Raw genomic sequence first — 19,418 nt, forward strand, 5'->3', positions numbered from 1 at the left:
TGCATTACTCCCCATTTAAGTAGAAAAGAATTAACCGGTCCAGCCAGCTTGCACCTTGGTCCGTTCCGCTGGCCGAAACTTTAACAGCCGCTCCCTTTGGTTCGTCATAGCGGTGATAATCCTGGTATTCTTCGTTTAACCACATGATACCATAATAAAAAAGGATTGTGCATCCGGTAAAAAGGACAAACACTTTAATTGTTTGAAAAGCCAAACTAAGCCAGGATTTCATTCTTTTATCCCCCAAAAACACATAATTGTAAGAAAAGCTAAAACTCCACTTTCCTATCATTTAATAAAAGGTATGCCATTTTGGACAAGAATTATACCTGTTTCTGAATAATTGCTCTTTGCGCTGGGGATACTGCATTCGCGCTACTGCATGAGGAAATAAAGATGCAATAAAAAAAACCTTCTCTTAAATGAAAGAAAAGGTTTAGTTTGCATCTGTTTCGTTATCTGTCTTTTTATCCTGGCAGCGGTAGCAGATGCCATGAAAAGTAAGGCGGTGATCCTTTATTTTAAAGTTCCAGCGGCGCTCAACCACTTCCTCTACATCCTCCAGCAAGTCTTCCTGAATTTCATCAACAGCTCCACATTCAATACATACTAAGTGATGATGGAAATGGGCTGCCCCTTCCTGGCGCAGGTCATAGCGGGAAACTCCATCACCAAAGTTAATTTTATCAACAATTTTTAGTTCAGTTAGCAATTCAAGTGTTCTATAAACAGTTGCCAAGCCTATCTCAGGCGATTTCTCTTTAACAAGGAGGTAGACATCTTCCGCACTTAAATGATCCTCTTCGTGTTCTAACAAGACGCGAACTGTTGCTTCTCGCTGTGGTGTTAGTTTATAGCTGGATGAATGCAACTGTTTTTTTATTCTCTCAATTCTGCTTTCCATACCGAAAGTCCCTCCCTCGCCACTAACATTCTCATTATAACAGAAATGCTTTCTGATTCAAAATAAAATTATTATAAATAACATTAAATAATTAATATTATTTAATAACTATTATAAATTATTAGGCTGCGGATTAAAACCTTTTTATCTATACCCTAACTTGTATCTTATTATCCTTGTATTTGCACAAAGCAAAAAAAGGCAGGTTACATTGTCCTGCCTTTCTTCTATATTTATTAAGGCTCTTTTCTCATAGATTGTTGTTTATGAATTCTGCCCGTTGATTTCAGCACGGGGCACTTGCTTTCCGCGGGGAGGGTTGCGAGCCTCCTCGGCTTCGCCTGCGGGGTCTCGCACTTCCCTTACTTCCCGCAGGACATTGAATAAACACCCTTGAGTAAACATCGCACGAAGAGAATGCGGATGCATTTTCGAGGATCAAGTGCCCTCCGCTACAATCAACTCAGTTGTCCAAATACGTTTGCCTTCAAAAAGCAACAAACTTTACGAAAACAGCCTTATTAATAAATCAGGATTGAATGGAGTTTACTACAGACTTCATTAAAACAGGTGATATAAAAGCCTCGACTCCAGCTGCGGCTATAAGAAACAGAATCGCTACAGCAAAGGTAATCATATATCGCCCGAATAGCGGCATGATCGGCTGGCCCACTTTTTTCATAAATTGTCTGCGAATCATTTTAAGTGAAAAGGAAACTGCGAGAGTCGCTGCCAGAATAAAAACCGGGATAATGATCAGATTTTGCGGAAGGACCGATACAAATGAAAGCAAAAATCCTTCCCATCCCATTTTGTTAACCAAAAAACCAACTGTAAATCCAACCACCATCCCTTTCATAAATAAAAGAATCAGGATGACAGGAAGTCCAATAATGGAGATTCCCAAAATCCACATCAAGCCTATAAATTTCGTATTATGGAAAAAACTCTGTTTGAATAAATCTTTTGCTGCTCCCACTTGCCCATCAGATACTTGGCCAAAAAACTGAGACAGATAATAAAATAAATCCTCTTTTTGCGTGAAGCTTAAGCTATTAACAACTATTGCTCCAAAAATCACACCCATCAGGAATAAAACAATGACAAACAAGTAAATTGAGGAATGTTCGCGAAAGTGGGCTGCGGCGACGTTCTGGTACATTTTTTTCTTCATTGCTCTTCCTCCTAAGACAAAACAAAATTTGATTATTAAATTGTATGCTTGTCCCCGGTTTGTATGACAGAAGAAGTATATAAGAAGATAAAATCTTGATCATTCCAATTTTTTTCGTTATAATTTTCAAAATTATTTAACTATATGGAGCTGATCGAGTGAAGGCCATTTTAACTGAATTTCCAGAGAAAATCGAAACTGAAAGGCTTTATCTGCGGCCTGCCTTGCCGGGAGATGGGAAAGTAGTCCATGATGCCATAATGGCATCTGTTAAGGAGCTGAAACAATGGCTTCCTTTTGCCCGGAACGAACAATCAATGGAGGAAGTAGAGGCTGGGATCCGAATGTCTTACGCCAAGTTTATTTCAAGAGAAGATTTCCGAATCCATATTTATAAGAAGGAGGACAACATTTTTGTCGGCTCTACGGGCCTGCATCGAATTGATTGGGATGTCCGAAAATTTGAAATAGGATATTGGGGTGATTCGAGATATCAGAAAAACGGCTATATAACAGAAGCAGCTGAACGCTTAACGAAGTTTGCCTTTGAGCACTTTCAGGCTAACAGAGTAGAAATCAGATGCGATCCAAGAAATATAAACAGCAGCAAGATTCCTGAAAGGCTGGGATACAAACTGGAAGGGATACTGGCTAATGACAGTTTAAGTGCGGATGGCCAAGAGCTTCGGGATACATGTGTTTATGCCAAGGTAAGCAAGGCAGCCAGCACCTAATATAAAGCTTCTGTTATACTTACCTGTGATTTCCGCTCCAATCAACAGGTTGCCACAAATCAAAAAGCCTGCTCATATTGAACAGGCTTTTTAGCTATCTCCTATTTTCCCGTACTTTCCTCCGCCCCCTGCTTTGAGGTTTAACTTCCCTTCACGTGCTTTGCCAATAAGGCGGGCGGTTTTGTCAGGGATCACGCGGCTTAATTCAGATAATGGAACATGATGGAGAATAGCCATTTCTGTCCCAAAATGGTTTAACAGTTTCTCCAGCATTTTCGGGCCCAAACCAGGAATAAAATCGAGTGGCACCTGATGAATATAGGGAGGGCGATCCATAGAAGACTCTCCAGCTGTTTTTAATTCTGAAATTCGATCGGCTACTCCTTTGATGAACTTGGGATGATTGCATTGCTTGCACACACCCTTGTCTGCATCAAAAGGAGTAAAGCATTCTGAACAAACGGTTTGATGATATTTACCAAGCAAGGGATCAAGGCCATAATTGGCTGTAACTTTGCGGTTGTCTGCACCTGCCAAAGCCTTCCTAAGCTCCTCAAAGGTCGGTTCCTCTATTTCGAGGATTTGATATTCTCTTGCAATTTTTTTTAATGAATGGGCATCTGAGTTGGTCAGGAATGTATACCTGTTAAGTTCGCCGATTTGGTCTGCCATTGCAGTATCTGCACTCAACCCCAGCTCCACAGCATCAATAAGGTCAGGATTAAAAACCTCAGTCAGGGACCGCTGTACACCTTTTCCAAATAAGCTTTTAAAGGGAGTAAAAACATGGGCAGGAATAAATAGCCCATTCAGCTCCTTTACCTTTTTCTGCAGCATTTGCCCGGAAGCATATATCCGCTGTGAGCTTAACGTAATATTTTTCAAGTAGTCAGAAAGCCAGGTTGAAAATTCCTTCATAATCGAAATGGAAGGAAAAAAACAAAGTACATGTATTGGGCCCTTGCACTTTTCATCATAAATCTCAAGCTCAGACCCTGGTATAATGGTTAAATTCCCATATTGCAGCCCGCCATCCCCATGTTCCGATATAGATCCTTCCTCTATCAGCCCTTCCATTTCAAGAATGACTTCAGGAGAGTGGCAATCTATAATGCCGATTATATCCAGCCCTTTTTCATTTCGGGCATGCCTGATAATATTTGTAAAGGTAAGAGACTTTGCACCCGTTATTTTAACCGGTTTCCCTGTAAAAGTCCGTCCTATGTGGATATGAAAATCCGCAAAATACTGATTCATTATTTCTTCAGCGCCTTTTGCAGCTGTAAATATTGAATAGCATAAGCCGTTTTTGCATCATGAATTTTCTGCCCCTCCAGCAATGCCAATGCTTGATCCAGGGTTACCTCCATGAGATTCACAAATTCATCTTCATCAGGGGATGCGGCATCTTCTTTTTTCTCCAGTCCCTTTGCTATGTATAAATGGACAAGTTCATCCGCAAAGCCCGGAGAAGTATAAAACGAGATCAGCCATTCCATTTCCTTGCAGCCGTAACCTGTTTCTTCTTCAAGCTCTCTTTCTGCACAAATCTGCGGATCTTCCCCTGGTTCAAGCTTTCCGGCAGGTAATTCCGCAATAACTTTATCCAATGCTTTTCTATACTGTTCGACCATAACCAGTTTATTATCATCCGTTACTGCCAAAACGGCTACCGCCCCAGGATGCTTGATGATTTCCCGCTTGGAAGTTTTACCGTTTGGAAGTTCAACATCCTCTACCTGCAGGCTAATCACTTTTCCAGAGAATATTTTTTCGGTTTTAATTGTTTTTTCTTCTAGGCGACTCATTGTTTTACAGTCACTCCTGTTCTATTCCGATAATGTTTGCACATACATTTTATCATACTTTAATAGGGGGAGTATGGCATGAAGGTGTATGTCCACAGCAAGGGAATTGTATTGGCCGGAAAAGCCTGGGAAGTCCGGGAAAAACTGAAGCAATACAGCAAAAAGTATGTTTTGGTGAAAGACTGGGTTGAATCGCAAAAGATAACGAAGTGATGTTATGAGTAAAAACTAGCCAAGGCTAAGCCTCTAATTTGAGTATGCCTCAATTCTTTCTGTACAATAAATAATAGAAATCAATTGAAATGAGGTGGGCACTTGAAAAAGAGGCGGATAGGAAGCTCTGAATTATATGTCAGCGAGCTTGGGCTTGGATGTATGTCTATTGGAACGAACCCTTCAAATGCGCAGGAGATTATTGAAGCTGCCCTTGAAGAAGGCATTAATTACTTTGATACCGCTGATTTATATGATTTTGGCGAAAACGAAAAGCTTGTCGGGCATTTCCTAAAGAATGTCCGAGACCAAGTCGTCATTGCGACAAAGGCAGGAAATCGCTGGAATGAGCAAAAAGACAGCTGGAGCTGGGATCCATCCAAAAAACATATTAAAGAAGCAGTGAAAGATAGCCTGAATAGGCTCGCTACTGATTATATCGATTTATACCAGCTCCATGGGGGCACCATAGACGATCCGATTGACGAAACCATTGAAGCATTTGAGGAACTGAAGGATGAAGGCTTAATCCGCCATTACGGCATTTCCTCCATTCGGCCAAATGTGATCCGGGAATATGCAAAAAGATCGTCCATTGTTTCTGTCATGATGCAATACAGTATACTGGATCGGAGGCCGGAAGAAGACGCACTTCCCCTCCTAGCAAAAAAGGGCATAAGTGCTGTAACACGAGGACCGCTGGCAAAGGGACTGCTCAGCAATAAAATGCTGGACAAAGCTTCTCAGTCTGTCAAAGCAAAAGGCTACTTAGATTACAGCTTTTCTGAATTGGAGGAAACGATTCAAAGTATCAGAGAAAAACTTTCCGGCGATCGAGCCATGACAGAGATAGCATTTCAGTATAACTTGGCTAACCCGGCTGTTTCTTCTGTAGTGGCTGGCGCAAGCAGGGTTGAGCAAGTAAGGGAAAATGCAAAAGCAGCCAGGGCTAACCCGCTGACTGAAGAGGAATTAGATGTTATAAAAGCTCTCGCTAAACAAAACATATATGAGCAGCATAGGGATCTATTTTAAATTAGGTGAGATTCACAGCCACATTCATTTTAAAATCCCGTTGATTGGAGTGGAAGGTGCGAAAACTCCTGCGGGAGCAAGGGTCAGGGGAGACCCGTGACGTGGAGGCTCCCCGGGCCGCCCGCGTTCGCTGAGCACCTGGAACGGAAATCAACAGACCCATTTTACAGACGGAAAAAAAGACTATAGGCAAACCAGATTTTGATCAAGTTTGTCTACAGTCTTAAGGGCTGACAAAAAGTCAGCCCTTTTTAAATCATCATTAAGATCATAGTATATCCAACCACACCGGCAATAAAGGCTCCATAGTTGCTTTCCCTGTCATCAGGGAGCTCTTCTTTCAGTACATTTAAGATCACTCCGCCAGCCAAAGTGGCAAATAAAAAGGCGATCACCTTTTCACTGACCTCTGTTAAAACCCCAATAGACCATCCTATTAAAATGGAAAGAGTCAGAATCCAGCGGCCATATCGGTCGTATATTTTTTTATGCGACTGCCGCAGACCATGATCGTTAGAAATAAAATGGACGGATAGTGCAAAGAAATAAATCAGCCACTCCTTCAGGTTTGCAAATTCGCCATGTACAAGCAGATAGCCAATAAGCATATTATATATAAAGAAAGTGGACATATGCAGCCAAAAAGATCCGGCAGTATGCTGTTCCTCTTTGCCCTTCCGAGAATGTTTCACTGCTTTTTCTATCCCATAAAAAGCGCAAAGGCCAAGCATCGCAAATATATATACATGGCTATCAAGATAGCGGAAAATTTCCGTACTGCCGGTGCCCTCAATACTTTCCTGATGCTCTTTTAACTCAGGAAGAACATGAACAAATACATAAGCTACAGAAATTCCGCTGGCAGCTGATAAAAGCCTGCTTCGTGGGATATATGTAAGAAATTTCATGTATTTTGAAGAAAAATGTACAATTGAAAAACCGAGAGCGAATACAAAGCTTAATAAAGAAAGCATGGAACAACACCCATCTTTTTTATTAATCTTTGCCCTCGGTATCTATAGATGAAACTTTTATTCTTGTATCATTTGAACTCTTTCCAATTGAGATTGCTTTCGCCCAGCAATTCCTCGAAGCTTTTATTCTTTTCGCGCAATCTTTTTTCCTCTTTTTTTCTGCGCTCTTCCTCTTCCTTCTGCTTATCTTCAGCCTGTTTTAATTCTTGTTTTTTCCCTTTCAATTGCTGCATTAAGTCCTGGTTTAACATGTCTCCAAGCGTAATAGGTTTATCATCCTTTTTCGGCTGGGAATGCTGTTTCTTCTTTTTCATAAAATCCCCTCGTCAACTATTTTGCCATCCATTATAACATATTTTTTTTGGACAAACTGCAGAAGTCTGACTGCCCCTGAATTATGCCAAAAACTCAAGAAACTCAATTCTGTTGCCGAATGGATCATCTGCAAAGAATCGTTTTCTTCCTTCAATTGGGGCTTCTTCCTTAATTCCGATATTAAATTTATGAAGGCTGCTCCTTAATTCTTCAAGATTTTCAACGACGAAACCAGGGTGAGCCTTTTTTGCGGGCAAAAAGTCCTCCTGTACACCAATATGTATTTCCTGATTTCCGCAGATAAACCAGCACCCTCCGCGTTTTTGAAGGTTTTCTGGCTTAGGTATTTCCCTGAGCCCCAGCAGATGTCCATAAAATTTCCGGGCCTCTTCTTCGCACCCCTTTGGTGCTGCCAGCTGGATATGATCGATACCTTTGAATGCGAAACTCATATTTTCTCCTCATCTCTTTTTTAATTAGCTCTGTTAACCTTCCTGTTAAATTCCGCCCAAGAAGTTCAGCGAACAGCGGGAGGTCCGATAATGAGCTATAACATAGGCTTTAAATAAGGAAAAGTACAGCTTATGCAGCTGCACTTTTCTTAAACTCTTTAATAGGCATCTGTAACAACATTTCCATCAACTTGCAACTCAGGCTCTGTTGAATTAATAATGTCCTCGATAGTAAAGCCTTTTGCGACTTCAACAAGCTTTAAACCAGCATCGGTTACATCGATGACTGCCCGCTCAGTTATAATGCGGTCAACAACAGCTTTTCCTGTTAATGGAAGGCTGCACTCTTTGAGTATTTTCGAATCGCCATTTTTATTTGTGTGATCCATAATGACGATAATCTTATTTGCTCCATGGACAAGATCCATCGCTCCGCCCATACCCTTGATCATCTTTCCGGGAATCATCCAGTTAGCCAGATCCCCTTTCTCAGAGACTTCCATTCCCCCTAGAATGGCAATATTCACATGGCCTCCTCTAATCATGGCAAACGATTCTGCACTGTCAAAATAAGCAGATCCCGGGATTGCAGTGACTGTTTCCTTCCCCGCATTAATTAAATCTGGATCTACTTCCTCTTCCGCAGGGTATGGCCCGATGCCGAGCAACCCATTTTCCGATTGCAGTACCACTTGCTTATTATCTGAAATATAGTTTGCAACCAATGTCGGCATGCCAATTCCTAAATTTACGTAAAAGCCGTTCTCTATCTCCTTTTCAGCCCGTCTGGCAATTTTCTCGCGGACTGCTGCTTTATCATTACTCATGACATCCTCTCCTTCCGTCACTGCTTTTTTATTTCTTTACTGTCAATCTCTCAATACGTTTTTCCTGTTTGCCCTCTATAAGTGATTGAACGTAAATGCTTGGCGTATGAATGTAATTAGGATCGAGATCACCGGTTTCACAAAGTGTCTCCACTTCTGCAATGGTCACTTTTCCAGCGGCTGCAATCATTGGGTTAAAGTTCCGGGCAGTTTTGTGATAGACGAGATTTCCCATCTTATCGCCTTTCCATGCTCTAACCAGGCTAAAATCTGCCTTAAGTGCTTCCTCCAGAAGATATTCTTTTCCGTCAAATACCTTTGTTTCTTTTCCTTCCGCAATTGGTGTTCCCACTCCTGCTGGCGTATAGAAAGCTGGAATGCCGGCACCGCCTGCACGGATTTTCTCTGCAAGCGTTCCCTGAGGCAGAAGTTCCACTTCGATTTCACCTGACAGAACCTGTCTTTCAAATTCTTTATTTTCGCCGACATAGGAGCCGACCATTTTCTTAATTTGTTTATTTTTTAAAAGCAATCCAAGCCCCCAATCGTCAACTCCGCAGTTATTTGAAATGACTGTAAGGTCTTTTACCCCTTTATCTACTAAAGCCAGAATAAGGTTCTCTGGAATTCCGCATAGGCCGAAGCCGCCAACCATAAGGACAGCTCCATCATGAATATCCTGAACCGCTTCCCCAAAGGAAGTACAAATTTTCTTCACTTTAATCGCTCCTTTCATTGAATAACGTATTTTTTTCCGCTTCAGACGCTCAAGCAATCCGAGAGTGGCCCGACGCTCCTCCGAGCATTCACACCTGCGGGGGTCTCCCTTTGACACATTCCTCCCGCTGGACGTTGATTCAGCATCCTTGAATAAGCACCTTACGAAGGAAATGCGAATGCATTTTCGCGGGATTAGCGCCTCCGCTCCAATCCACACATTGCTAAATCAACAATGATCTTTAACAAAGCTATTTGCGAAAAGCGACTATGCAAGCTCCACTACTGTGGCAACACCCTGCCCCCCGCCAATACAAAGAGTTGCAAGTCCTTTCCTCGCCTGCCTTTTTTGCATTTCATGTATTAGGGTTACAAGGATTCTTGCTCCACTCGCCCCAATTGGATGGCCTAACGCAATTGCTCCTCCATTTACATTTAAAATTTCTTTGTTAAAACGAAGCTCCCTGTCTACAGCAAGGGACTGGGCTGCGAATGCTTCATTGGCTTCAATAAGCTCCAGTTCCTCCATGGAAACAGCCGCTTTTTCAAGTGCTTTTTTCACAGCAGCAACAGGGCCGATGCCCATGATGCTTGGATCTACGCCAGCACTGGCATTTCCTTTAATTGTAACTAAAGGCTTGAGCCCTAGCTCATCTGCTTTCCTTTTGCTCATGACAAGCAATACAGCTGCACCATCATTGATGCCTGATGCATTGCCGGCTGTGACGCTTCCGTCTTTTTTAAATGCCGGGCGAAGGCCACCAAGCTTTTCAGCAGTCGTCCCTTTTTTCGGATACTCATCGGTATCAAACACAATTGGATTTCCTTTTCGCTGCGGAATCTCCACTGGTATGATTTCGTCTTTAAATTTACCCGCTTCGATTGCGGTTACCGCTTTTTCCTGGCTCCCAGCGGCAAACGCGTCCTGTTCTTCCCGGCTTAAGTCATATTTCGAGCAAAGGTTTTCGGCCGTTACTCCCATATGGTAATCGTTAAAGGCACACCAGAGCCCGTCTGAAATCATGGAATCAACTAATTTTTGATCCCCCATTTTAAAGCCATTTCTTGCATTTTTCAGTATGTAAGGAGCCTGGCTCATATTCTCCATTCCACCAGCTACAACAACTTCAGCATCTCCTGCGATAATTGCCTGTGCAGCCAAATGGACAGCTTTCAGACCTGAACCGCAAACTTTATTGATTGTCATTGCGGAAACGCTTTCAGGAAGGCCCGCTTTAAGAGCAGCCTGCCTTGCAGGATTCTGGCCAAGACCTGCCTGCAGCACGTTTCCCAGAATTACTTCATCTATCTGCTCCGCTTTTACACCTGCTTTTTCCAGAGCTCCTTTAATGGCTATTGCTCCTAGCTCGGGAGCCGATACATCTTTTAGGCTTCCATTAAAGCTTCCGATTGCTGTCCGGACAGCGCTGACTATTACTACTTCTGTTTGTGCCATCTCTCTCATCCTTTCAAAAACATCTCTCTGCTAATATTCGTGCAAAGTATCAAAATTCCTTTTATTTTGTCAAAATTTCTATTATTCTTGCATTCGAAAAAGCTTTCCTACTACAATTATATTAAGTGTAATATGTATAATCTTCACATCCGGGAAAGCGCTTACGATACACCTTTTAAAATATGTGACGGGAGAGGAAAACATGACGCTTGGATTGCCTGAAAAAGTAACAATAATCGAGGTTGGCCCGCGCGATGGGCTGCAAAATGAAAAATCCTTTGTACCGACAGAAGTCAAGAAAGAATTCATCAAAAGCCTGAGAAATGCCGGTTTAACTGAAATGGAGCTAACTTCTTTTGTTTCTCCGAAGTGGGTCCCGCAAATGGGCGATGCGGCTGAAATTGTTGCAGATTGCCTGGATGGTGCTACAAGGGACATCGTGCTGGCGCCTAACCGCAAAGGCATTGACAGAGTATATATGACGGATTGCAAAGCAGTCGCTGTATTTGTTGGAGTGAGCAATACCTTCAATAAGAAAAACATCAATAAAACCACTCAGGAAAGTATGGCAGAACTAAATCCCATTATCGGGGAGCTGAAAGAAAGAGGCTATTTTGTGCGTGCGTGCATCTCAACAGCTTTTTATTGCCCTTACGAAGGAGATGTTAAACCTCAGGATGCAGTCGAGCTGTGCCGTCAATTTGTTGAGGCCGGCGCTGACGAACTAAGTGTGGCAGATACGATTGGAATGGCTGCGCCTCATGAATCTTTCGAGCTTTTTTCCCGTTTAAAAACAGAGTTTCCAAACACACTTTTGACAGCACATTTCCATGACACAAGAAAAATGGCGCTAACCAATATTTTTGCTGCGTTACAAGCCGGCGTTGACCGATTTGATACATCAGCAGGCGGACTTGGCGGATGCCCGTTCGCTCCGGGTGCTGCCGGCAACGCGGCCACAGAGGATGTTGTTTATATGCTTGAGCGGATGGGAATTGAGACGAACGTTGATCTCGAAAAATTAGTGCAGGCTGTAAAGATCGTTCAGCCACATCTTTCCAGGCCGATTGAAAGCACCTATTTCAATTTGAATACCGAAACTGTTAAATAGCCAAAACAGCATTGGTCTGCCTGACGTAAACACACTAGCAGCAGCCATATACAAATTCCAAATCTGTCATTCATGTATAAGCCGCCCCTTCTTAAAGCATCTTATTAGGTGAAGACACCGAGCACAGCTCCGTACTTGTGACTAGAAGATTCATCCATAAACAAGGCACTGGAGCAAAGCTACTTTTGAAGGGGGAAAGATAGATGAGCCAGAAACGCGATAAAGGATATAGCCAGAAGGGGAAGCCTAATTCGGATACAGTGAGCCAGACGATTGCTGCTGAGGAATTGGAAAAGGCAATTCACCCTACAAAAAGGCAGAACTCCCAGCAATAGCCGCCCTAAAGGCGGCTTTTTTCTTGCTGCAAGCTGAACTGAATTTTTCATAGCCATCTGGCATGTCTCCGTCCAATTTATAGTTTGTCCCGGTTCACTTCTGTGTTTTAATTTTTGCCAGAATGGTAAAATAAAGAAAAACAGGTGGAGGGATGGGTTTGAGAAAGGTTTTTCGCTATTTATTTTCATTCATTCTCTTTCTTTCATCACTTGGCGTCTATTTTACAAATAGGCTAATGTATATGAAAAAGAAGGAAGATGAGTTTATTTTGGAAAGGGAGAAGGGAGCGGGCAGGCTTGATCTAATGAAGTATGAAAGCCTGCCCAAAAGAGAAGTGCTGGTCCCCTCTCCTTTTGGATATAAATTAAAGGCTGTGGCTGTTGAACCTCATGAGAATAACCGTTATATCATTATCTCCCATGGGGTAACCGAGAATAAAGTGAACTCAATTAAATATATGAACCTCTTCCTGGAACGGGGATTTAACGCTGTTATTTATGATCATCGGCGCCATGGGGAATCTGGCGGAAAAACGACAAGCTACGGGCATTATGAAAAGTTTGATTTAAAAGCAATCGTTGATTGGCTTAAAGCGGAAAAAGGGCCCGGCATACAGGTTGGGATTCACGGCGAAAGCATGGGAGCTGCCACAATGATTCTCTATGCCGGAATGCTCGAAGATGGTGCTGACTTTTATATTGCTGACTGCCCGTTTTCCGACTTAAAAGAGCAGCTTGCTTATCGGCTTAAAGCGGAAATGAAGCTGCCTCCGAAGCTCTTTTTGCCTGTTGCGGATTTATTCCTGCGCATGCGCGAGAAATATTCTATAGCAGACGTTTCGCCTATTTCTGTGATTGAAAACATAAAGAAGCCTATCCTGTTTATTCACAGTGAGAAGGATGATTTCATTTTGCCAACCATGTCTGAAGCATTGTACGAGAAGAAGAAAGGGCCCAAAAAGCTATACCTTGCTGTCAACGGAATCCATGCCCAATCGTTCAATGAAAACAAAGAAGACTATGAGAAGGTAATTGATGAGTTTTTGGAAGAGTACGTTTATTTTAAAAAAGGAATTCTTTCGGAATAGCAAAAAGCTGGCTCACATTTTGGGCCAGCTTTTTTATTGCTTGGAGATTACCTTTTCTTTTTGAGCAGGCTTTTGGCTTTGTTCTCGCTTTACTACTCTCACCATAGCTTAAGAACGGTGCTTCAAACCTGGACAATCCTAATTTTGCTTCTGTTTCAGAATTTCCTTGCCGTCTGCTGATAATCCTCTTGCTGTGTGGAAGTTTCCTATTTTAAAATAATAGCGTCCGCTCTTTTTTTCGATGACTGCTGCTTCTTCAAATTTCTCTTCCTTGCCGGCTACTTCTACTTTTTTTATATCCTGATTATGAATCTTCCCAAAAATGACCGGGATCCTGTTTTCCAATTTTCCTTCTCTATCATAATCATAGAACTCGTCTGTATAAACAGTCATGTGTTGATTTTCATAATGCTCCCAGTGGTTGTGCCCTTCATTATTCCAGCCGTCTTTATCACTGCCCTTCAAATACGCAGCCGCCATAGCATCGAATTCACCCTGCCCATTTTTCTGATGTGTCGTATATAGAAGAATGATTCCGTCTTTTACTTTTTCTTTATGTAGAATTTCTTTCACATTAAAAGGGATATCCTCATCAATTGCCTGGCCCATTGTCTGTGTACTGCACGCTGACAATAGCAGAATGGACGCCGCCAGCAATAGCAGTATGTTTTTCTTTTTCATAAATTTCTCCTCCAATTCTGCGGTGTCTTTACCATTTAATGACAAACCCTAGTAAAACATTCGCTTTTTTGTGCTTTTAATGATTCTGTAGCCTTTTCCTACTATATTAAACCCTTATTTTTCAAAAATATGGAAGGGTCTTTATGCCTATGTAAAAAGTTCGTGAACTATCCGATTTTTTCCTGATAGAACGGCAAAAAATAAGGCAGCCATCCGCGGCCGCCTTGTATATAGCTTATTTTGTTTTATCAAAAAAACTCATTCTTGGATTTAAATACTGGTTCGGGCTTTTTAGCTGGAAACAGTTTGCTTTCTCTGAAAAATCTATTTTTAAATCCTCGTCCAAAAATACTTCCTTGGATTTTCCCACAAATATGCTTCCGGCATTCGTTTTGATTTCCCTGTCATCATCATCCAGTTCTTGCACTAGCCAGAGAGCTGTCACGCCGCTCACAACACATCCGCAGCCATCTATATCATATTTCAGCTTTACATAGCCGCCTTTTCCGGCGACCCGTTCGGATAATTTTTCAGCCGCCGTTTCAGTTACTGTAATTTCCATGTTTTAAAACTACCTCCCATTTGCATATGCTGTATTTTAACACAGATAGATTTAACATGCTTCTGAAAGGGACAGTTGCTTTTTTCGCTTATTCCTATTACCATCAAAGTGAATATGTGTCAATTTTGTGAAAGGGTGGTTGGTATGTCAAAGGTGCAGATTAAAGTAATGGATAATGGCCCGCTGCGCGTAACAGGCGATGTGGAATTAATTGATGTGGATGGCAACAAATTTGAAACAAAGCAGGTATTCTCTCTTTGCCGATGCGGAAAATCATCAAAGCTTCCATTTTGTGACGGAACCCATAAGGGAAATTTTGAATCTTGTGTCCGTGCCGAGAAGGTTTTGGACGATAAGGAGTAATCGCCGAAAAACGGGGATAGTTATCCCCGTTTTTTTTCGTTTTTAACTTTCGCTGGCGATACCCGCTCTTCCTGCACAATGCCCTGCAGCAATTCCCGGTCCATTCCCGTGCTGTCATCTCCAGCGCCCGGTGCGATATTGGCCATTGGCAGCTGCTCCAGTTCTTTTCCTCTTGGCATGTGAAACACCTCCTTGCTGTTAAGGTGCTTCTGCCGCCTAAAAACTACCCCTTTTAATTGTATCCATCATTTTCCATTTATTTATGGCCAGACCTCCCCCTTTATTTACTCATCCGTAAGCCGGGCATCGGCTATTGTGTTAATGGAAATGTGATGAATTTCCCCAAAGCGGTCCACTATATGCAGCTTTTGGCCATGTTCATCCCAGTAATGAATGCTCCCGATTACAAGCTCATAATTTCTGCCGCGGTAATAAGTAATTGTAACCGATTTTTGAAACTCCATTGCTTCTGAAAGAATCTCGTTCATAGATTCAAGCTTTTGCTCATCCAATTCCCGTTTTTTCTCGTACGTATCTTCCTTTGCCCAATCTCTTAGTAGCTTTACATGTTCCGGCAGCATCATGGAAGTCCATTTTATTCTGCCACGATCGCGAATCATAAGCCGCCCCCCTTTGTTTACATTTTAGCTTTGTTAAACATGCCTGCTGATTTCCGCTCCAAATGCCTGCTAGCCAAACCTTATTGATACAAACAACACACGAAGGAAATGCGAATGCATTTTCGCGGGATTAGCACATTAAACTCCAATCAACCAACATTATTTAAAAATGCTTTAACATAGCCTACATTTTATGGCCGCCAACCAGTGTAGCCCGGTGCTTGGCGGTTCCCGCACTTGTATAAGATACGGCTCTCAACAGGGCTCCTCCCCCAAACTTGGAGCGAATCCGGTCAACCGTGTAGCCGAGCTCCCGTTTTTTCCAGCCATCCAGATCAAACAGGCTCAGCTGCATTTCGCAGTCATCCGTAATATTTCCGAGGGAGATAGAGATTTGCCGCACTGTTTTGCCTTCATAATTCTCGTGAAAGAGCTCCAGGCAGACCCGATAAAGATCCATCGTGATATTCGTTGGCTGATCAATCGTTCTTGAACGGTAAAAACCTCCCCCGAATTCATCCTGGCTGTATCCGAGGCCAAAGCTGATTGTTCTTCCGGCTTTGCGATGAGTGCGGGCTCTTCTTGCCACTTCCTCGCACATTTCGAGGACAACTTGCTTAATTTCCTCCTCCTCCTTGTAATCCCTTAATAGAATCTGGCTTTTCCCAAAGCTGATCTGCCCTTCCATAATCGGCGCCCCCATTTCTGAAAGGTCAATTCCCCATGCATGGTGATAAAGCTGGTTGCCCATAATCCCAAACTTCTTTTCAAGCTTTTCCAGGTCATAGCGGGCAAGCTGGCCCACTGTGAAGATCCCCATTCCGTTCAGCGTTTTTTCGACGCGGCGTCCTATTCCCCACATTTCCCTTAAAGGGGATACGTTCCACAATTTCGTCTTCACATCTTCGTACTTCCACTCAGCAACTCCCTTCTTTTTCGCTTCGAGATCAAGGCAAAGTTTGGACATGAGCATATTCGGCCCTATCCCGATGGCACACGGAAGCTGAAATTCCCGTTCGATATCCCCTTTTATTTTCCAGGCAATTGTCTCGGCATCCCCCCAGAGATGGAGTGCACCATCTACTTTTATAAAGCTCTCATCAACACTGTACGTATGAATGGCTTCCTTTGGGACATAGCGGTTAAACACCCGGGTGATTTCGGTGGAAATTCTTAAATAAGTGGCCATTTTCGGCTCCTCAACCCTAATGCGGGGGTCATTGGGAACCTCAAACAGGCGGGATCCAGTCTTTATCCCAAAGTCCTTTTTCATCCTCGGAGAGGCAGCCAGAACGACACTGCCCTTCCGCTCCAAGTTTCCGGCAATCACAAGGTAGCAATCAAGAGGGTCCAGGCCAAGCATGACAGCAGAACAGCTCGCGTAGAAGCTCTTCATATCAACACACAAAATTTTATTTTCCGGCATTGCGCTGTAATCAACCATGACTTCCGACATCCTCCTTAGAAAAGTGTAAGGCGCCCGCTTGTCGGCTATGGCCTCGGGCTGATGGCGCCTGAAGCTAGACATCATCTAGCTTTAGAAAGTTATTTTTATTATCTTGAATTCATCTTGCTTCAGATAAAGAACGTTTGTTCTGTATATGTATACCCATTATATTAAGCGAATATGCGTTCGGTTTCAATGGAAATTTTACGGGCTTTTTCTTAAATCAGGTTCTTTTGCCAGGTGCCGAAATTCCCAGAAACCTGTATAATCAGCATGAGGTGCAATAAATGAACAAGAAACTAATTTTTAAAATGGTCCAAAACTGTTTAAAACAATACAACGAGGACAGCCATTCAGTTTCGCTCGATAGCAGAGAGTTTGATGAAATTTTCAAGAAAATCATTGAGGCAAAAAATAAAGAGGCTGACAGCGATCTGCATGAAATCGTAAATGATGCAGTGTACGGCTATATCACAGATTCGCCGTATTTTTAAGGGGACCCCGGAATAAGTGCAAAAAAGAAGCCGCCAGGCAATGCTGGCGGCCTTTTAGTATTTTACTTCTGATTAAATGCGCGTTTCCCGATTTTTTCAAACAACCTCGGAAACAGAGTATAAACAATGCTTCCTGCATTCATCCACCGTGGAAGATTAATTTCCCTGACAGGCGTCAGCATGGCATTAACCACTTTAAGCGCCACATACTCCGGTTTGAGCATATACCGCTGAACATTTTTAACATAGGTGCCCTTTTCATCGGCAATATTAAAAAAGTTTGTTTCAATAGGGCCGGGATTTACGGCAGTTACGAATACATTGCTGTCAGCCAGCTCCATCCGAAGGCTGTTCGTATAGCCAAGAACTGCATGCTTGGTTGCGGAATAAACACTGGATTTCGGTGTGGCAATCTTGCCGGCCTGTGAAGCGATATTGATAATATGGCCGTTCTTCTGCTGCCTCATCGCCGGCAGCACCATGCTCGTGCAAGCCATCAATCCGACAACGTTAACGTCAAACATGCCCTTTATTTCTTCGATTTTCGCTTCATGTGCCTCCCGAAAAATCCCGTATCCAGCATTGTTTACAAGAATATCCACATGGCCGAGTTGGGCAAGAATCTCTGAAAACACAGCAGAGACCTCATCAGAGTTGGAGACATCAAGTTTATGTACATGAATGTCTACTGAAAACCGGCTGCGCAGATCGGCCTTAAGCGCATTCAATTTTTCAAGATTACGGGCAAGAAGAACAAGGTTTGCCCCTCTCTCAGCGCAAAGAGCAGCCATTTGGGCTCCAATTCCCCCCGATGCACCCGTAATAATCACATTTTTATTTTTCAATCGATCTGACAAATCAAACCACCTCTTTGGATGCGGAATACAGGAATGCTTTCTCCTCTTTATTTATATAAATCTCCCCTATAGAATGCAAATAATCAAGCTGGGCCACCGTTTCCGATATCGTCAGGGAAAGCTCTTTTTCATACACTTTTGGAAATAGACGGCAGCAAGCCTCAAAAACAGTGAGTGATTCGGATTCGAGCCATTTTTTCACTTTCATGGCACGGTCGTGCTGGCGTCCAACCCTCTCTTCGATTAATTCATTTACATTTGTAATATCTTCCCCATGACCAGAATAAAAAAGGCCGATTGGAAGATTCTGTACTTTTTGCAGGGAAGCGTTATATTGCAGCTGAGGCTTCGGCCGCTCTTTGCTTCCGGGCAAAGGCGGCTCCAGTATAGGGTTTGGAGAGATATGGGCGAGCAGATGGTCCCCGCCGATAAATACACCGTCCCTTTCCCTAAGCAAGCCGATATGGCTCTGGGCATGGCCTGGTGTCTCAATAATTGTCCAATCATCCAGCCCGGCAGGATGATCACCTTCCTTAAGCTCCCCTGTTAATGAGCGATTACAGGAAAAGCGAAGTGTCTTTCTCATCAAACCAATAAAGGATAAATACTTTTCCGGAACCCCAAATTCAGTAAAAAGTTTATAATAAAATTCATCATGGGCTTTTAAAAAGGCTTCCGTCCGGGACAGCCACCTTTGATTTACTGAATGCCCATATATCTCCATATTCTGAGAAAAAAAGTCCAGCAATCCTGCATGATCAGGGTGATGATGAGTAAGGACTACCTGGTCGAAATCATCGGGAGTTAAACGGAGTTCTTTTAATTGCTCTTTTAGCGCTTCCCATGCTTCTTCCGTTTTTGGACCCGCATCCACGAGAGTCAGCTTTTCTCCCTTCACGGCATATACGTTGACATCTCCGACAGCAAAAGGTGTCGGGATAACGAGTTTTGCAATTCCATCTTTCCATTCCGGCATTTTTCCAGCCCCCTAAAACGCTATATTTAAATAAGATACATTTCTTTTTCATATATTACCGCAGGCAATTCTAGTGATACATAAGAATATAAATCATATTACTTAAGTCTTTTAAAATAAGGCGGTTGACTACAGCACAAATTCCCGAAACTCTATAGCAAAATTTAGAAAATTTTCATATATAGAAATAAGTGTACCGCTCTTTTTAATAATTGTCATTATTTTCACATAACTTTTCCCGAACTTTAATAAAAATTAGGCTCTGTTAAATTTGC

At 42.6% G+C, this 19,418-nt stretch carries 26 protein-coding genes; 8 read left to right on the plus strand and 18 right to left on the minus strand.

What is annotated here, in order from left to right:
* Window positions 1–4 precede the first annotated feature (4 nt).
* The 3 genes from J7I93_RS02120 to spoIIM all read right to left on the minus strand — a co-directional run bounded on the left by J7I93_RS02120 (window position 5) and on the right by spoIIM (window position 2,078).
* A complete protein-coding gene (locus J7I93_RS02120; RefSeq protein WP_214722806.1) occupies window positions 5–232 on the minus strand; it encodes a YqzK family protein in 228 nt (75 codons plus the stop codon).
* 204 nt (window positions 233–436) lie between these two features.
* Window positions 437–904 (minus strand): ferric iron uptake transcriptional regulator, encoded by a 468-nt coding sequence (gene fur / locus J7I93_RS02125; protein WP_144541425.1) that lies wholly within the window; start codon window positions 902–904, stop codon window positions 437–439.
* Window positions 905–1,433: 529 nt separating this feature from the next.
* Window positions 1,434–2,078: a stage II sporulation protein M gene (spoIIM, locus tag J7I93_RS02130; RefSeq protein ID WP_214722807.1), complete on the minus strand. Its 645-nt coding sequence runs from the start codon at window positions 2,076–2,078 to the stop codon at window positions 1,434–1,436.
* 158 nt (window positions 2,079–2,236) lie between these two features.
* On the opposite strand from spoIIM, the gene J7I93_RS02135 reads away from it, so the two are divergent.
* On the plus strand, window positions 2,237–2,812 hold the full coding sequence (locus J7I93_RS02135) for a GNAT family N-acetyltransferase (RefSeq protein ID WP_214722808.1): 576 nt from the start codon (window positions 2,237–2,239) through the stop codon (window positions 2,810–2,812).
* Between the two features lie 90 nt (window positions 2,813–2,902).
* On the opposite strand, the gene J7I93_RS02140 is transcribed toward J7I93_RS02135, so the two are convergent.
* Together J7I93_RS02140 and J7I93_RS02145 are read right to left on the minus strand one after the other, a co-directional pair.
* Window positions 2,903–4,069 carry an endonuclease Q family protein gene (locus J7I93_RS02140; protein ID WP_214722809.1) on the minus strand — a complete coding sequence of 389 codons (1,167 nt, stop codon included), beginning with the start codon at window positions 4,067–4,069 and terminating at the stop codon, window positions 2,903–2,905.
* Window positions 4,069–4,620, minus strand: a complete 552-nt coding sequence (locus tag J7I93_RS02145; RefSeq protein ID WP_214722810.1) for an NUDIX hydrolase — start codon at window positions 4,618–4,620, stop codon at window positions 4,069–4,071. Before J7I93_RS02145 ends, J7I93_RS02140 begins: the two co-directional genes overlap by 1 nt.
* Before the next feature lie 78 nt (window positions 4,621–4,698).
* On the opposite strand from J7I93_RS02145, the gene mciZ reads away from it, so the two are divergent.
* Together mciZ and J7I93_RS02155 are read left to right on the plus strand one after the other, a co-directional pair.
* Window positions 4,699–4,833: a Z-ring formation inhibitor MciZ gene (mciZ, locus tag J7I93_RS02150; RefSeq protein WP_214722811.1), complete on the plus strand. Its 135-nt coding sequence runs from the start codon at window positions 4,699–4,701 to the stop codon at window positions 4,831–4,833.
* Window positions 4,834–4,935: 102 nt separating this feature from the next.
* Window positions 4,936–5,868 carry an aldo/keto reductase gene (locus J7I93_RS02155; protein ID WP_214722812.1) on the plus strand — a complete coding sequence of 311 codons (933 nt, stop codon included), beginning with the start codon at window positions 4,936–4,938 and terminating at the stop codon, window positions 5,866–5,868.
* A gap of 251 nt (window positions 5,869–6,119) precedes the next feature.
* Here the strand turns inward: J7I93_RS02155 and J7I93_RS02160 are convergent, their stop codons facing one another.
* The 6 genes from J7I93_RS02160 to J7I93_RS02185 form a co-directional block, all read right to left on the minus strand.
* Window positions 6,120–6,842, minus strand: coding sequence for a ZIP family transporter (locus J7I93_RS02160; RefSeq protein ID WP_214722814.1), 723 nt, complete (start codon window positions 6,840–6,842; stop codon window positions 6,120–6,122).
* A 68-nt stretch (window positions 6,843–6,910) separates the two neighbouring features.
* Window positions 6,911–7,156, minus strand: coding sequence for a YqkE family protein (locus tag J7I93_RS02165; protein ID WP_214722815.1), 246 nt, complete (start codon window positions 7,154–7,156; stop codon window positions 6,911–6,913).
* A gap of 81 nt (window positions 7,157–7,237) precedes the next feature.
* A complete protein-coding gene (locus tag J7I93_RS02170; RefSeq protein ID WP_214722816.1) occupies window positions 7,238–7,609 on the minus strand; it encodes a VOC family protein in 372 nt (123 codons plus the stop codon).
* 158 nt (window positions 7,610–7,767) lie between these two features.
* Window positions 7,768–8,436, minus strand: a complete 669-nt coding sequence (locus tag J7I93_RS02175; RefSeq protein WP_214722817.1) for a 3-oxoacid CoA-transferase subunit B — start codon at window positions 8,434–8,436, stop codon at window positions 7,768–7,770.
* A 28-nt stretch (window positions 8,437–8,464) separates the two neighbouring features.
* Entirely contained in the window at window positions 8,465–9,154 is a 690-nt protein-coding gene (locus J7I93_RS02180) for a CoA transferase subunit A (RefSeq protein ID WP_214722818.1), read from the minus strand.
* A 267-nt stretch (window positions 9,155–9,421) separates the two neighbouring features.
* Window positions 9,422–10,609 (minus strand): acetyl-CoA C-acetyltransferase, encoded by a 1,188-nt coding sequence (locus J7I93_RS02185; RefSeq protein ID WP_214722819.1) that lies wholly within the window; start codon window positions 10,607–10,609, stop codon window positions 9,422–9,424.
* Window positions 10,610–10,811: 202 nt separating this feature from the next.
* Here J7I93_RS02185 and J7I93_RS02190 point away from each other — a divergent pair, with 202 nt between their 5' ends.
* The 3 genes from J7I93_RS02190 to J7I93_RS02195 all read left to right on the plus strand — a co-directional run bounded on the left by J7I93_RS02190 (window position 10,812) and on the right by J7I93_RS02195 (window position 13,143).
* Entirely contained in the window at window positions 10,812–11,720 is a 909-nt protein-coding gene (locus J7I93_RS02190) for a hydroxymethylglutaryl-CoA lyase (protein ID WP_214722821.1), read from the plus strand.
* Window positions 11,721–11,923: 203 nt separating this feature from the next.
* Entirely contained in the window at window positions 11,924–12,055 is a 132-nt protein-coding gene (locus J7I93_RS25335) for a hypothetical protein (protein WP_258309328.1), read from the plus strand.
* A 158-nt stretch (window positions 12,056–12,213) separates the two neighbouring features.
* The gene (locus tag J7I93_RS02195; RefSeq protein ID WP_214722822.1) at window positions 12,214–13,143 is read left to right on the plus strand and encodes an alpha/beta hydrolase; all 930 of its coding nucleotides are present in this window, start codon (window positions 12,214–12,216) and stop codon (window positions 13,141–13,143) included.
* Between the two features lie 138 nt (window positions 13,144–13,281).
* Here J7I93_RS02195 and J7I93_RS02200 read toward each other — a convergent pair whose 3' ends face one another.
* Window positions 13,282–13,824 carry a hypothetical protein gene (locus J7I93_RS02200; RefSeq protein WP_214722823.1) on the minus strand — a complete coding sequence of 181 codons (543 nt, stop codon included), beginning with the start codon at window positions 13,822–13,824 and terminating at the stop codon, window positions 13,282–13,284.
* A 235-nt stretch (window positions 13,825–14,059) separates the two neighbouring features.
* Entirely contained in the window at window positions 14,060–14,386 is a 327-nt protein-coding gene (locus J7I93_RS02205; protein WP_214722825.1) for an iron-sulfur cluster biosynthesis family protein, read from the minus strand.
* Between the two features lie 144 nt (window positions 14,387–14,530).
* Here J7I93_RS02205 and J7I93_RS02210 point away from each other — a divergent pair, with 144 nt between their 5' ends.
* Window positions 14,531–14,749, plus strand: coding sequence for a CDGSH iron-sulfur domain-containing protein (locus J7I93_RS02210; protein ID WP_214722828.1), 219 nt, complete (start codon window positions 14,531–14,533; stop codon window positions 14,747–14,749).
* Between the two features lie 20 nt (window positions 14,750–14,769).
* Here J7I93_RS02210 and J7I93_RS02215 read toward each other — a convergent pair whose 3' ends face one another.
* The 3 genes from J7I93_RS02215 to J7I93_RS02225 form a co-directional block, all read right to left on the minus strand.
* Window positions 14,770–14,928 carry a hypothetical protein gene (locus tag J7I93_RS02215; RefSeq protein WP_214722830.1) on the minus strand — a complete coding sequence of 53 codons (159 nt, stop codon included), beginning with the start codon at window positions 14,926–14,928 and terminating at the stop codon, window positions 14,770–14,772.
* Between the two features lie 105 nt (window positions 14,929–15,033).
* Window positions 15,034–15,369, minus strand: a complete 336-nt coding sequence (locus J7I93_RS02220; protein WP_214722833.1) for a YolD-like family protein — start codon at window positions 15,367–15,369, stop codon at window positions 15,034–15,036.
* Window positions 15,370–15,553: 184 nt separating this feature from the next.
* Entirely contained in the window at window positions 15,554–16,813 is a 1,260-nt protein-coding gene (locus tag J7I93_RS02225; RefSeq protein WP_214723040.1) for a Y-family DNA polymerase, read from the minus strand.
* Window positions 16,814–17,103: 290 nt separating this feature from the next.
* On the opposite strand from J7I93_RS02225, the gene J7I93_RS02230 reads away from it, so the two are divergent.
* Window positions 17,104–17,310 (plus strand): YqzH family protein, encoded by a 207-nt coding sequence (locus tag J7I93_RS02230; RefSeq protein ID WP_214722836.1) that lies wholly within the window; start codon window positions 17,104–17,106, stop codon window positions 17,308–17,310.
* A 62-nt stretch (window positions 17,311–17,372) separates the two neighbouring features.
* Here the strand turns inward: J7I93_RS02230 and J7I93_RS02235 are convergent, their stop codons facing one another.
* The gene (locus J7I93_RS02235; RefSeq protein WP_214722838.1) at window positions 17,373–18,167 is read right to left on the minus strand and encodes an SDR family NAD(P)-dependent oxidoreductase; all 795 of its coding nucleotides are present in this window, start codon (window positions 18,165–18,167) and stop codon (window positions 17,373–17,375) included.
* 1 nt (window position 18,168) lies between these two features.
* Window positions 18,169–19,143 carry an MBL fold metallo-hydrolase gene (locus tag J7I93_RS02240; RefSeq protein ID WP_214722840.1) on the minus strand — a complete coding sequence of 325 codons (975 nt, stop codon included), beginning with the start codon at window positions 19,141–19,143 and terminating at the stop codon, window positions 18,169–18,171.
* Window positions 19,144–19,418: the final 275 nt, after the last annotated feature.

This window comes from Bacillus sp. ISL-47 (genome assembly GCF_018613175.1).
In the GTDB taxonomy this organism is placed as follows: domain Bacteria; phylum Bacillota; class Bacilli; order Bacillales; family Cytobacillaceae; genus Cytobacillus.